Origin of the sequence: Serratia sarumanii, from assembly GCF_029962605.1 — a bacterium.
Classification (GTDB): domain Bacteria; phylum Pseudomonadota; class Gammaproteobacteria; order Enterobacterales; family Enterobacteriaceae; genus Serratia; species Serratia sarumanii.
The window spans coordinates 4,945,814-4,958,255 of sequence record NZ_CP124750.1; the positions used below are offsets into that span (position 1 = coordinate 4,945,814).

The 12,442-nt window shown below is 61.5% G+C and carries 13 protein-coding genes; 6 read left to right on the top strand and 7 right to left on the bottom strand.

The window, feature by feature from the left end:
• The first annotated feature begins 49 nt into the window (after positions 1 to 49).
• Both SSARUM_RS23365 and SSARUM_RS23370 read left to right on the top strand, forming a co-directional pair.
• Positions 50 to 823: a CHAD domain-containing protein gene (locus SSARUM_RS23365; RefSeq protein WP_060426987.1), complete on the top strand. Its 774-nt coding sequence runs from the start codon at positions 50 to 52 to the stop codon at positions 821 to 823.
• Positions 824 to 927: 104 nt separating this feature from the next.
• Entirely contained in the window at positions 928 to 1,599 is a 672-nt protein-coding gene (locus tag SSARUM_RS23370; RefSeq protein WP_039569514.1) for a DUF3313 domain-containing protein, read from the top strand.
• Between the two features lie 61 nt (positions 1,600 to 1,660).
• Here SSARUM_RS23370 and cysE read toward each other — a convergent pair whose 3' ends face one another.
• The 5 genes from cysE to SSARUM_RS23395 form a co-directional block, all read right to left on the bottom strand.
• Positions 1,661 to 2,482 carry a serine O-acetyltransferase gene (gene cysE, locus SSARUM_RS23375; protein WP_004931135.1) on the bottom strand — a complete coding sequence of 274 codons (822 nt, stop codon included), beginning with the start codon at positions 2,480 to 2,482 and terminating at the stop codon, positions 1,661 to 1,663.
• A gap of 103 nt (positions 2,483 to 2,585) precedes the next feature.
• Complete coding sequence (gpsA, locus tag SSARUM_RS23380; RefSeq protein WP_033636456.1) at positions 2,586 to 3,605, bottom strand: NAD(P)H-dependent glycerol-3-phosphate dehydrogenase; 1,020 nt, start codon at positions 3,603 to 3,605, stop codon at positions 2,586 to 2,588.
• Positions 3,605 to 4,075 carry a protein-export chaperone SecB gene (gene secB / locus SSARUM_RS23385; RefSeq protein WP_004931139.1) on the bottom strand — a complete coding sequence of 157 codons (471 nt, stop codon included), beginning with the start codon at positions 4,073 to 4,075 and terminating at the stop codon, positions 3,605 to 3,607. Before secB ends, gpsA begins: the two co-directional genes overlap by 1 nt.
• Positions 4,076 to 4,132: 57 nt before the next feature.
• Positions 4,133 to 4,381, bottom strand: coding sequence for a glutaredoxin 3 (gene grxC, locus SSARUM_RS23390; protein WP_004931142.1), 249 nt, complete (start codon positions 4,379 to 4,381; stop codon positions 4,133 to 4,135).
• 28 nt (positions 4,382 to 4,409) lie between these two features.
• A complete protein-coding gene (locus SSARUM_RS23395; RefSeq protein ID WP_033649725.1) occupies positions 4,410 to 4,844 on the bottom strand; it encodes a rhodanese-like domain-containing protein in 435 nt (144 codons plus the stop codon).
• A gap of 297 nt (positions 4,845 to 5,141) precedes the next feature.
• Here SSARUM_RS23395 and gpmM point away from each other — a divergent pair, with 297 nt between their 5' ends.
• From gpmM to SSARUM_RS23410, 3 genes are read left to right on the top strand one after another with little or no spacing between them, the layout of a single operon-like run.
• Positions 5,142 to 6,686, top strand: a complete 1,545-nt coding sequence (gene gpmM, locus SSARUM_RS23400) for a 2,3-bisphosphoglycerate-independent phosphoglycerate mutase (RefSeq protein ID WP_049212142.1) — start codon at positions 5,142 to 5,144, stop codon at positions 6,684 to 6,686.
• A 9-nt stretch (positions 6,687 to 6,695) separates the two neighbouring features.
• Complete coding sequence (envC, locus tag SSARUM_RS23405; RefSeq protein ID WP_033649727.1) at positions 6,696 to 8,030, top strand: murein hydrolase activator EnvC; 1,335 nt, start codon at positions 6,696 to 6,698, stop codon at positions 8,028 to 8,030.
• A 2-nt stretch (positions 8,031 to 8,032) separates the two neighbouring features.
• The gene (locus tag SSARUM_RS23410; protein WP_047570032.1) at positions 8,033 to 8,983 is read left to right on the top strand and encodes a divergent polysaccharide deacetylase family protein; all 951 of its coding nucleotides are present in this window, start codon (positions 8,033 to 8,035) and stop codon (positions 8,981 to 8,983) included.
• Positions 8,984 to 9,024: 41 nt separating this feature from the next.
• On the opposite strand, the gene tdh is transcribed toward SSARUM_RS23410, so the two are convergent.
• Together tdh and kbl are read right to left on the bottom strand one after the other, a co-directional pair.
• Positions 9,025 to 10,050 carry an L-threonine 3-dehydrogenase gene (gene tdh, locus SSARUM_RS23415; RefSeq protein WP_033649729.1) on the bottom strand — a complete coding sequence of 342 codons (1,026 nt, stop codon included), beginning with the start codon at positions 10,048 to 10,050 and terminating at the stop codon, positions 9,025 to 9,027.
• A 9-nt stretch (positions 10,051 to 10,059) separates the two neighbouring features.
• Positions 10,060 to 11,256 carry a glycine C-acetyltransferase gene (gene kbl / locus SSARUM_RS23420; RefSeq protein WP_033636462.1) on the bottom strand — a complete coding sequence of 399 codons (1,197 nt, stop codon included), beginning with the start codon at positions 11,254 to 11,256 and terminating at the stop codon, positions 10,060 to 10,062.
• Positions 11,257 to 11,496: 240 nt separating this feature from the next.
• On the opposite strand from kbl, the gene rfaD reads away from it, so the two are divergent.
• Entirely contained in the window at positions 11,497 to 12,426 is a 930-nt protein-coding gene (rfaD, locus tag SSARUM_RS23425; protein ID WP_016929696.1) for an ADP-glyceromanno-heptose 6-epimerase, read from the top strand.
• Positions 12,427 to 12,442 lie beyond the last annotated feature (16 nt).

Consider the following 12,442-nt stretch of genomic DNA (forward strand, 5'->3'; position numbering starts at 1 on the left):
CGCGACGACGCGCCATACTGAAAGGGTCATCCTCTCCAGAGCACGGCACATGGTTTTCGTCGCAGATATTGTCACCCAGCTTCGCCGGCTTGAGCCGGCGCTGAACGAGGCGCTGTTGCGGCTGCAACAGGCGCAAGACACCGAAGCGCTGCACGACTTGCGCGTCTGTCTGCGCCGCATTCGCAGCCTGCTGCGCCCGTTGCGCGGCTGCCCCGGCGCAACGCGGCTCGATCGGGCCGCCGCCGAGTTGGGCAGGCTCACGACGCCGCTGCGCGATCTCGAGGTGCTGATCGCCGAACTGGCGCGCCATCGCCTGGATTGGCAGGCCAACGTGCGCCAGAGCGATCTTCAGGCCCGCTACCGTCAACTGCTCGCCCATCCGCAGATCATCGACTTTCCCTCGCTGTTGCACACCTGGCCGCGCCGCTTCCGCCGCACCGCGCGACGCACCGCCAAACACCGCCTGAACCGACGCCTGCAGCGCCAGCAACAGCAATTGCGCCGGGCATTGGCCGATACCGGCTACGATCGCCACCGCCTGCGGCTGCTGATAAAGCGCCTGCGCTACGCGGCCGAAGCCTATCCGCAACGCCTCCCCCTCTCTCCCGCCGCGATGGCGGGCCTCAAGGCGGCGCAAAGCGCCCTCGGCGACTGGCACGATCGTGAGGTCTGGTGCCTGCAGGCAGAACATCAGGCGGATCTCTGGCCCTTGTTGCCCCGGTGGCAAGCTGAGCAACGCCAGACGCTGGCCAAGGCGGACGACTTGCTCGCCGCCTTATCGTCGGCGCTGACGGCGAAAACCGGCGGCGCATCACGATCCTGAAAAAAGGCCGCGGCAGGGCACGCCCGGCCCCGAAAATGCCCGATGAGGCGTAGATAATGCGCTATGTTTTGTAAGGGTAATCACCACTCATCATAGGAAACCATATGAAGAAACAACGCTTGAGCGTTGCCATGGCGGTTCTGGCAGCGGGCCTGTTGCTGGCGGGCTGTTCGTCCAAAGTCACCCAAACGTCGCAGTATTCGGGCTTCTTGTCCGATTACAGCAAACTGCAGGAAACCACCTCGCCAAGCGGCCATAAAACGCTGCGCTGGATAGACCCAAGCTACAAGGAATCCAACTATCGCGGCCTCTATTTCCAACCGGTGGTCTATTTCCCGGCGGAGAAACCCACGGCGCGCGTCAGCCAGGACACACTGAACAAGATTAAGGCCTACGCGACCCAGCGGATCAAAACCGCGCTGCAGAACCGCTTCACCATTCTGCCAAGCCCGACGGGCTCGCGCGTGCTGGTGGCCAAGCTCGCCATCACCGCCGTTTCCGCCGAAAATGAAGACATGAAATTCTATGAGGTGGTGCCGGTCGCCGCGGTGGTCGCCAGCACCATGGCTGCTACCGGGCACCGGACGCAAAATACCGCGCTGTATATCGAAGGCGAGCTGATCGACCAGGATACCGGCAAAACGGTGATGGAAGTGGTACGCAAGGCCTACGGTAAAACCGTCAACAACGACAGCACGCCGGTCACGGCGGATGACGTCAAGGCGGCGATCGACGACATCGTCACCGATATCACCAACTTCCCGAAACAGGGCTGACCGCCGCCTGAAAAACACAGGGGAAGCCGAAGCTCCCCCTGAATGGCTGCAAAGACGGCGCTCAAATGCCGTCGCCGTACTCGAAGCCGTGATTGGTGCCGTTAAAGTATTGGTCCATATCCATCGACGGCGTATCGCTCTCCGGCCGCCCGACGATGCGCGCCGGCACGCCGGCGGCGGTGGTGTGCGGCGGTATCGCCTGCAAGACCACCGAGCCCGCGCCGATCTTCGCGCCCTTGCCCACTTCGATATTGCCGAGAATTTTGGCGCCGGCGCCAATCATCACCCCTTCGCGGATTTTCGGGTGACGGTCGCCGCTGGTTTTACCGGTACCGCCCAGGGTGACCGACTGCAGGATAGAGACATTGTTCTCCACCACCGCCGTCTCACCGATCACGATGCCGGTGGCGTGGTCGAGCATGATGCCGCAGCCGATGGTCGCCGCCGGGTGGATGTCCACGCCGAAGGCGACGGAAATTTGATTTTGCAGGTAGATAGCCAGCGCTTGCCGCCCTTGCTGCCACAGCCAGTGACCGATGCGGTAAGCCTGCAGCGCATGGAACCCTTTCAGGTAAAGCAGCGGCGTGGAGTATTTATCGACCGCCGGGTCGCGCAGCCGTACCGCGAGGATATCGCGCGCCGCCGACACGATCATCTGGTTGTCGGACTTGTAGGCCTCTTCCACCACCTCGCGCACCGCGATGGCGGGCATGATCGGCGTCGCCAGCTTGTTGGCCAGCATATAGCTGAGCGCGCTGCCCAGGTTCTCGTGCTTGAGCAACGTCGCATGGAAAAAGCTGGCCAGCATCGGTTCACAATCAGCCAGTGCTCGCGCTTCTGATTTAATGCTGTTCCAGACCTGTTCCAACTCTTCTGACGACATCACATTCCCCTCTGCCTTGCCAAACGGGCCGCTTCACACGGTAGCGCGAAGCGGCCCAGGTCATTAGCGGGGTCAGCATGCTGCCCCGACATATCGTTTTATGTCACGCGCTGGGTTTTTCGTCCTTTCGGGCTCGCCCCAGCAGGCTCAGCGCCGCTTCGCGGGCGTCTTTATGGCAGTAAAGCACCTGATAAATCTGTTCGGTGATCGGCATTTCCACACCGTGCCGCTGCGCCAGCGCCAACACCTCTTTGGTATTGCGATAGCCCTCGACCACCTGACCGATGCTGTCCTGCGCTTCCTGCACGCCTTTGCCCTGCCCCAGCATAATACCGAAGCGGCGGTTGCGCGATTGGTTGTCCGTGCAGGTTAGCACCAGATCCCCCAGCCCCGCCATGCCCATGAACGTCGAAGGATCGGCGCCCAGCGCAGAACCCAGACGGCTCATTTCCGCCAGCCCGCGTGTAATCAACGCGGTGCGGGCGTTGGCGCCAAAACCGATGCCGTCGGACATGCCGGCGCCGATGGCGATCACGTTCTTCACCGCGCCGCCAAGCTGCACGCCGATGAAATCGGGATTGCTGTAGACGCGGAAGCTCTTGCCGCAGTGCAACAGCTGTTGCAGATCGTCGGCGAACTGCGCATCGGTCGCCGCCAGCGCGATCGCCGTCGGCAGGCCGGCGGCCAGCTCTTTGGCGAACGTCGGCCCGGAGAGCACCGCCAGCGGGATCGCCTCGCCCAGCGCCTCACGCGCCACGTCCTGCAGCAACCGGCCGGTTTCCGCTTCCAGCCCCTTGGTGGCCCACACGATGCGGGCGTCCGGGCGCAGATGCGGCTTCAGCTGGCGCAGCACGTCACCGAACACGTGGCTCGGCACCACCACCAGCACGTCGCGGCTGGCCGCCAGCGCCCGCGCCAAATCGGCTTCAAGCAGCAGGGTATCGGGGAAGGGAACGTCGGGCAGAAACGCCTGATTGCAGCGATCTTGCTGCAACGTTTGAACTTGCGCGGGGTTATGCCCCCACAGCACCACGGTGTGGCCGTTACGCGCCAGCGTAATGGCCAATGCGGTGCCGTACGAGCCGGCACCGATGACAGTCATTGAAGCATTGACGGTGTTCATCAGGCATCCTGATGTGGTGCGGCACCTTCGCCTTCCGCCTGCTGCTGCAGATAGTTCATGAACAGCGCGTCAAAGTTGACCGGTGCCAGGTTCAGCTGCGGGAACGTACCGCGGGAAACCAGGCTGGTGATGCACTCGCGCGCATACGGGAACAGGATGTTCGGGCAGTATGCGCCCAGGCAATGCGCCAGCTGCGTGCCTTCGATGCCTGCTACCGAGAAGATGCCCGCCTGTTGCACTTCGCACAGGAACGCGGTCTCTTCGCCCAGGGTCGCCGTCACGGTTACGCGCAGTACCACTTCATACACTTCGTCAGCCAGCTGGCTGGACGCGGTATCCAGATCAAGTTTAACTTCCGGCTGCCATTCCTGCTGGAAAACCTGCGGCGCATTCGGCGCTTCGAAAGAGATGTCCTTGGTATAAATACGTTGGATCTGGAAAGCCATTTCGGTGCTGTTTTGTTCTGACATGTGAGTAATACCCTTGGTTAAACGTCCTTATTGACACTCGGTGAACCGGCAAGCTGCTTAAAGCAGTGGATCCAGGCCGCCGCGAGCATCGAGTTCATATAAATCATCGCAGCCGCCGATATGCCGGCCATCGATGAAAATCTGCGGCACGGTGGTGCGCCCGCTGCGCTCGATCATCACTTCGCGCTTGGCGTTATCGCCGTCGATGGCGATCTCGTTAAACGCCGCGCCCTTGCTGTTCAACAGCGCCTTGGCGCGATGGCAGAACGGACAGGTCGCTTTGGTGTAGATATCAATGTTAGCCATGGATTGCCACCTCAAATAGGTTAAACGGTTACTTACCGCGCACCAGCGGCAGGTTTTCTCCACTCCAGCCGGAAATGCCGTCTTTCAGCATAGTCACCTTTTCAAAACCGGCCTTGCTCAGGTTCTCCGCCGGCTCGCGGGAGGCGGTGCCGTTGGCGCACACGACGATGATCGGCTGCGCTTTGTGTTTTTCCAGCTCGCCCAGGCTGCCGCTTTTGATTTCGCTGGCGGTCAGGTTGATGGCGTTGGCCAGGTGACCACGGCGAAAATCGTCGCGGCTGCGGGTGTCGACCACCACGGCTTCTTCTTTGTTGATCAGACGAATAGCTTCACCGCGGGCGATCTCTTTGACCTTGGAGAAACGGCTTTTGAAGGTCATGACGATCACGGCGACCAGCAGAGCGATCCAAGCCAGGCTCAGAATAGGGTGTCTGCTTACGAATGGCATAATTTCTTGCAGCATGGGGTGTAACAACTCCCGTCAGTTAAGGGATAAATAAGTCAAGGTTCCAGAGTATACCTGCCGAGTGCGGCAAATACAGCCAATAAGCAAGCGCGATTGCAGAAACTGCGGGCTGCGCTGAGAAATTCCCGACGTCAGAGCATAAAAGCCCGCGCGATTCGCCGCAACCTTGATCTCTTTGGGCTATTTATCGCCGGCGGCGATGTAAAATCAGCCGGTTTTTCGAGGGTGAATAGCCATGCTTGCGGCGGGCGCATGGCTATTCGCAGCTTAAAAAGTTCATAAGAGGTCAATGCAATGTCGAGCAACAAAAAACCGATGGTTCTGGTGATCCTGGACGGTTACGGCCACCGTGAAGAGCGGCAGGACAACGCGATCCTGAACGCCGGCACTCCGGTGATGGATCGCCTGTGGCGGGAGCAGCCGCATACGCTGATCGCCGCCTCCGGGCTGGATGTCGGCCTGCCCGATGGGCAAATGGGCAACTCCGAAGTCGGCCACGTCAACCTGGGCGCCGGGCGCATCGTGTACCAGGATCTGACCCGGCTGGACAAAGCGATCGCCGACGGCGACTTCTTCGCCAACCCGGTGCTGACCGCCGCGGTCGATAAGACCGTAGCGGCCGGCAAGGCGGTGCACATCATGGGCCTGCTGTCGCCGGGCGGCGTGCACAGCCACGACGAGCACATTCTGGCCATGCTCAAGCTGGCCGCCCAACGCGGCGCCAAAGCGGTTTATCTGCACGCCTTCCTCGATGGGCGCGACACGCCGCCGCGCAGCGCCGAAGCCCCGCTGCAACGCTGCCGCGACGCCTTCGCCGCATTGGGCGTCGGGCGCATCGCCTCGCTGATCGGCCGCTACTACGCGATGGACCGCGACAACCGCTGGGATCGCGTGCAGCTGGCCTATGACCTGCTGACCGCGGCCAAAGGCGACGCCGTGGCCGAGGATGCGATCGCCGGGCTGCAGGCCGCTTATCAGCGCGGTGAAAACGACGAGTTCGTCAGACCGACCGTGATCCGCGCCACCGGTGAGGCCGATGCCGCGATGCAGGACGGCGACGCGTTGATCTTCATGAACTTCCGCGCCGACCGCGCGCGCCAGATCACCCGCGCCTTCGTGAACGCGGATTTCGACGGTTTCCCGCGCGCCAAACAGGTGCAGTTCGGCGATTTCGTGATGCTGACCGAATACGCCGCCGATATCGCGACCGCCTGCGCCTATCCGCCGGCGTCGCTGGCCAACACCTTCGGCGAATGGCTGATGAAGCACGACAAAACCCAACTGCGCATCTCGGAAACCGAAAAATACGCCCACGTCACCTTCTTCTATAACGGCGGCGTGGAAGCGCCGTTCAAGGGCGAAGACCGCGTGCTGGTCAACTCGCCGAAGGTCGCCACCTACGATCTGCAGCCGGAGATGAGCGCCGCCGAGCTGACCGACAAGCTGCTGAGCGCCATCCGCAGCGGCAAATACGACGCCATTATCTGCAACTACCCGAACGGCGACATGGTGGGGCATACCGGCGTGTATGAAGCGGCGGTCAAAGCGGTGGAAACGCTGGACGCCTGCATCGCCCAGGTGGTTGATGCGGTGCGCGACGTCGACGGTCAGCTGCTGATCACCGCCGATCACGGCAACGCCGAGCAGATGCGCGATCCGGCCACCGGCCAGGCGCACACCGCCCACACCAGCCTGCCGGTGCCGCTGATTTACGTCGGTAAACCGGCGCGGGCGGTCGAAGGCGGCAAGCTTTCGGACATCGCGCCAACCCTGTTAACGCTGATGGGAATGGAAATCCCGCAAGAGATGACTGGTAAGCCGCTGTTCATCGTGGAATAATCCTTCTCCATGAGGGAGAAGGCGTTTTTTGCACTATCAAGGGTAACCCGAAGCGCAAACGCAGGCAGCCGGCCGCTGCCTGAACGCACCGCGCCAAGGACGTTCACCGCCATGTGCGCCAGCGTATTTTGCGCTGGCGTCTTGCTGTTGCCGCTCGCCGGCCAGGCGGCGGAGGACAATAAATCCCAGCTGAAAGACATCCAGCAGAGCATCGCCGAGAAAGAAAAGGCGGTGAAGCAGCAGCAACAGCAGCGCAGCTCGCTGCAGGATCAGCTGCGTCAGCAGGAAAAAACCATCGCCCAGGCCAGCCGCCAGCTGCGCGACACCCAGAGCACGCTCACCCAGTTGGGCAAGGACATTGCCGGCCTGAACGCCTCAATAGCCAAACTGCAAAAGCAGCAATCAACCCAACAAAATCTCCTCGCCAAACAGCTCGACGCCGCCTTCCGGCAAGGGCAGCACAGCGCCGTGCAGCTGATCCTCAGCGGTGAAGAAAGTCAGCGCAGCGAACGTATTCTGGCCTATTTCGGCTATCTGAACGAAGCGCGTCAGAAAACCATCGAAGAGCTGAAGCAGACCCGCGCCGAGCTGGCGAAGCAAAAAACCACGCTGGTGGCCAAACAGGGCCAGCAAAAATCCTTACTGGGCGAGCAACAGACGCAGCAGCAGAAGCTGGAGCAGGCGCGCGGCGCCCGCAAGAAAACGCTGACCGCGCTGGAAGCCTCGCTGGAAAAAGACCAACAACGCCTGGTGGAACTGCGCCAGAACGAAGCCCGCATGCGCGACAAGATCGCCCGGGCGGAGCGCGAAGCCCGTGCGCGCGCCGAACGCGAAGCGCGTGAAGCGGCCAAGGTGCGCGAACAGGTGCGCATCAAGGAGCAGCAGGCGAAGAAAACCGGCACCACCTACAAACCTAGCGAAGCCGATCGCTCGCTGATGGCGCGAACCGGCGGCCTCGGTCGTCCGGCCGGCCAGCTGATGTGGCCGGTGCGCGGGCGCACGCTGCACGGCTTTGGCGAACAGCAGCAGGGCGAGCTACGCTGGAAAGGCATGGTGATCGAAGCCCGCGAAGGCAGCGAAGTGAAAGCCGTCGCCGATGGCCGCGTGCTGCTGGCCGACTGGCTGCAAGGCTATGGCCTGATGGTGGTGGTCGAACACGGTAAAGGCGACATGAGCGTGTACGGCTACAACCAGAGCGCGTTGGTCAACGTCGGGGCGCAGGTGCGCGCCGGCCAGCCGATCGCTCTGGTCGGCACCAGCGGCGGCCAGGGAACGCCGTCGCTCTATTTCGAAATCCGTCGTCAGGGACAGGCGGTTAACCCACTGCCGTGGTTGGGAAGATAGATTTGCGCTATGTCAAAACCCGTACAGCTCTGTTAATAGGCTGTCTGCTGCAGGTTTACGCTGCGCAGGCAGGAAAACTCTCCATCGTCATCGATGACGTGGGCTACCGCCCTCACGAAGAAAACGCGGTGCTGCAAATGCCGACGGCGATCTCGGTCGCGGTGTTGCCCAACGCGCCGCATGCCCGCCTGATGGCCACCCGCGCCCACAGCCAGGGCCGCGAAGTCTTGATCCACATGCCGATGGCGCCGCTCAGCAAGCAGCCGCTGGAGCGCGATACCCTGCAGCCTTCCATGAGCAGCGACGAGATCCAGCGCATCATCCGCAACGCGGTGAATAACGTGCCCTACGCGGTCGGCATGAACAACCACATGGGCAGCGCCATGACCTCCAGCCTGCCGGGCATGCAGAAAGTGATGCAGGCGCTCGAAAGCTACCGACTGTATTTCCTCGACAGCATGACCATCGGCAGCAGCCAGGCGACCCGCGCCGCGGCCGGCACCGGCGTGAAGGTGATCAAACGCAAGGTGTTCCTCGACGATACCGCGAACGAAGCCGACATCCGCCGCCAGTTCAACCGCGCGGTCGAATTGGCGCGGCGCAACGGCTCCGCCATTGCCATCGGCCACCCGCGCCCGGCGACGGTGAAGGTGCTGCAGCAGATGCTGCCGTCGCTGCCCGCCGATATCGTGCTGGTCAAGCCGAGCGCGCTGCTGAACGAACCGCAGGGCAACGGCGGCGGCTACGTCCCACCGCCGGTCAAACCGCAAAAACCGCAGCCGAAGAACCCGTTCAGCGGCGGCATCAAGCAGTGCAAGGTCAAACCGCCGAAGGAAAAAACCAACGCCGGCACCGCGCTGGGCGTCATCGCCGACAGCATCGCCACCTCGCCGCCGGTGACCTTCATCAAGCGTCATTGGCAGCACTGGACGCAAGCCAAACCGCAAGCGTAAAAAAAGGGCCGGAATTCCGGCCCTTTTCACATCAGCCGAGATTAATCCCAGCTCAGCACCACTTTACCCGACTTGCCGGAGCGCATGGCGTCGAAGCCCTGCTGGAACTCGTCGATCGAGAAACGGTGGGTGATGATCGGGCTCAAATCCAGACCGGACTGGATCAGCGCCGCCATCTTGTACCAGGTTTCGAACATTTCGCGGCCGTAAATCCCTTTGATAAACAGCCCTTTGAAGATGACCTGGTTCCAGTCGATCGACATGTCCGAAGGCGGAATGCCCAGCATGGCGATGCGCCCGCCGTGGTTCATCGCATTGAGCAGCGTGCGGAACGCCGGCGGCGCGCCGGACATTTCCAGACCGACGTCGAACCCTTCGGTCATGCCCAGCTCGGCCATCACGTCGCTGAGGTTTTCCTTGCTGACGTTCACCGCGCGGGTCACGCCCATCTTGCGCGCCAGTTCCAGGCGGTATTCGTTAACGTCGGTGATCACCACATGGCGAGCGCCGACGTGTTTGCACACCGCCGCCGCCATGATGCCGATCGGGCCGGCGCCGGACACCAGCACGTCTTCCCCGACCAGATCGAACGACAGCGCGGTGTGCACCGCGTTGCCGAACGGATCGAAGATCGAAGCCAGTTCGTCGGAGATGTTATCCGGGATCTTGAAGGCGTTGAACGCCGGGATCACCAGGTATTCCGCAAAGCTGCCCGGACGGTTCACGCCCACGCCGACGGTATTGCGGCACAGGTGCGTGCGGCCGCCGCGGCAGTTGCGGCAATGGCCGCAGGTGATGTGGCCTTCGCCGGACACGCGATCGCCGATGCTGAAGCCTTTGACTTCCTGACCGATCGCCACCACTTCGCCGACGTATTCATGGCCGACCACCATCGGAACCGGAATGGTTTTTTGCGACCACTCGTCCCAGTTGTAGATATGCACATCGGTGCCGCAGATCGCGGTTTTGCGGATTTTGATCATGATGTCATTGTGGCCCAGCTCCGGCTGAGGCACGTCGGTCATCCAAATCCCTTCTTCCGCTTTCAGTTTTGACAGTGCTTTCATGGTTTTACCTTATGCAATAACGCCAAGATCCTTACCGATACGTGTAAACGCCGCCACTGCGCGTTCGATTTGCTCCGGGGTGTGGTCGGCAGACATCTGGGTACGGATGCGCGCCTGGCCTTTCGGCACCACCGGATAGAAGAAACCGGTCACATAGATGCCTTCCTTGAGCAACGCATTGGCGAATTCCTGCGCCAGCTTCGCCTCACCCAGCATGACCGGGATGATGGCATGATCGGCGCCGGCCAACGTGAAGCCGGCGGCGGTCATTTTTTCGCGGAACAGACGCGCGTTGGCCCACAGGCGATCGCGCAGGGCATCGCCCTCTTCCAGCAGTTCCAGCACTTTGATCGACGCGGCGACGATCGCCGGCGCCAGCGAGTTGGAGAACAGGTACGGGCGCGAACGCTGGCGCAGCCACTCCACCACTTCTTTCCTGGCGGCGGTGTAGCCGCCGGACGCGCCGCCCAGCGCTTTGCCTAACGTACCGGTGATGATATCGACGCGGCCCATCACTTCGCAGTATTCATGGGTGCCGCGCCCGTTGGCGCCGACAAAGCCCACCGCGTGGGAGTCATCCACCATCACCAGCGCCTGGTACTCGTCCGCCAGATCGCACACCCCTTTCAGGTTGGCGATCACGCCGTCCATCGAGAAGACGCCGTCGGTGGCGATCAGGATGTGGCGCGCGCCGTCGGCTTTGGCCTGCTTCAGCTGCGCGGCCAGCTCGGCCATGTCGTTATTGGCGTAGCGATAGCGCTTGGCCTTGCACAGGCGCACGCCGTCGATGATCGACGCGTGGTTCAGCGCATCGGAGATAATGGCGTCTTCCGGGCCGAGCAGGGTTTCGAACAGCCCGCCGTTGGCGTCGAAGCAGGAGGAGTACAGGATCGCGTCTTCCATGCCCAAGAAGGCCGCCAGTTTCTGTTCCAACTGCTTGTGGCTGTCCTGGGTGCCGCAGATGAAGCGCACCGACGCCATGCCGAAACCGTGGCTGTCCATGCCCGACTTGGCGGCGGCGATCAGCGCCGGATGGTTGGCCAGGCCCAGGTAGTTATTGGCGCAGAAGTTGATCACATGGCTGCCGTCGGCGACGGCGATATCCGCCTGTTGCGCGGAGGTGATGATGCGTTCTTCCTTGAACAGCCCTTCACTGCGAGTGGCGGCAAGCTGTTGTTCCAACTGCTGATAAAAAGACGCTGACATTCGGTTATCTCCAGGATTGGGCTATTTGCGGCATATTTTACTGATTTGTAACCAAACTGACGAGAATGCGCGGGAGAGAATATTAAAATTGCAGCAGATATCACGGCAAAAAGCGGACTTCAATGGCAATGCGGGATATTCGGAGCCCTTCCGCTGTTTGCCGCGGCATGAAATGCTATTATAACCGCCATTGAGCGTGGGGCATTGTGCCCCGCCAGGCAGCTTAGCAGGGGTAACCCAATGATTATCGTCACAGGCGGCGCCGGCATGATCGGCAGCAACATCATTAAGGCACTGAACGACAAGGGATATCGCGATATCCTGGTGGTGGATAACCTGAAAGACGGCACCAAGTTCGTCAACCTGGTCGATCTGGACATCGCCGACTATATCGATAAAGAAGACTTTATCGCCAGCATCGTGGCCGGTGACGATCTGGGCGATATCGAAGCGGTCTTCCACGAAGGCGCCTGCTCCGCGACCACCGAGTGGGACGGCAAGTACATGATGGACAATAACTATCAGTACTCCAAAGACCTGCTGCACTACTGCCTGGATCGCGAAATCCCGTTCCTGTACGCCTCCTCCGCCGCCACTTACGGCGGCCGCGAAGAGTTCATCGAAGAGCGTGAGTATGAAGCGCCGCTCAACGTGTACGGCTACTCCAAATTCCTGTTCGATCAGTACGTGCGCGAGATCCTGCCGGAAGCGGACTCGCAGATCTGCGGCTTCCGCTACTTCAACGTTTACGGCCCGCGCGAAGGCCACAAAGGCAGCATGGCCAGCGTCGCCTTCCACCTGAATACCCAGATCAACCGCGGCGAAAACCCGAAACTGTTCGCCGGCAGCGAAAACTTCAAGCGTGACTTCATCTACGTCGGCGACGTGGCGGCGGTTAACCTGTGGTTCTGGGAGACCGGCAAATCCGGCATCTTCAACTGCGGTACCGGCCGGGCGGAAACCTTCCAGGCGGTGGCTGACGCGGTGGTGGACTTCCACCAGAAGGGCGCGGTGGAATACATCGAGTTCCCGGAAAAGCTGAAGGGCCGCTATCAGGCGTACACCCAGGCCGATCTGACCAAACTGCGCGCCGCCGGCTACGATGCACCGTTTAAAACGGTCGCCGAAGGCGTGAAAGAGTACATGGCCTGGTTGAACCGCACCGCATAAGCTGAAGGAATTAACG

Excerpts from the sequence above, each read along its gene's own strand:
- kbl (WP_033636462.1), bottom strand. The coding sequence starts at position 11,256 with ATGTCAGCGTCTTTTTATCAGCAGTTGGAACAACAGCTTGCCGCCACT.
- gpmM (WP_049212142.1), top strand. The coding sequence starts at position 5,142 with ATGTCGAGCAACAAAAAACCGATGGTTCTGGTGATCCTGGACGGTTAC.
- grxC (WP_004931142.1), bottom strand. The coding sequence starts at position 4,381 with ATGGCTAACATTGATATCTACACCAAAGCGACCTGTCCGTTCTGCCAT.
- SSARUM_RS23365 (WP_060426987.1), top strand. The coding sequence starts at position 50 with ATGGTTTTCGTCGCAGATATTGTCACCCAGCTTCGCCGGCTTGAGCCG.
- envC (WP_033649727.1), top strand. The coding sequence starts at position 6,696 with ATGAGGGAGAAGGCGTTTTTTGCACTATCAAGGGTAACCCGAAGCGCA.
- rfaD (WP_016929696.1), top strand. The coding sequence starts at position 11,497 with ATGATTATCGTCACAGGCGGCGCCGGCATGATCGGCAGCAACATCATT.
- SSARUM_RS23395 (WP_033649725.1), bottom strand. The coding sequence starts at position 4,844 with ATGCTGCAAGAAATTATGCCATTCGTAAGCAGACACCCTATTCTGAGC.
- SSARUM_RS23370 (WP_039569514.1), top strand. The coding sequence starts at position 928 with ATGAAGAAACAACGCTTGAGCGTTGCCATGGCGGTTCTGGCAGCGGGC.
- secB (WP_004931139.1), bottom strand. The coding sequence starts at position 4,075 with ATGTCAGAACAAAACAGCACCGAAATGGCTTTCCAGATCCAACGTATT.
- gpsA (WP_033636456.1), bottom strand. The coding sequence starts at position 3,605 with ATGAACACCGTCAATGCTTCAATGACTGTCATCGGTGCCGGCTCGTAC.
- cysE (WP_004931135.1), bottom strand. The coding sequence starts at position 2,482 with ATGTCGTCAGAAGAGTTGGAACAGGTCTGGAACAGCATTAAATCAGAA.
- tdh (WP_033649729.1), bottom strand. The coding sequence starts at position 10,050 with ATGAAAGCACTGTCAAAACTGAAAGCGGAAGAAGGGATTTGGATGACC.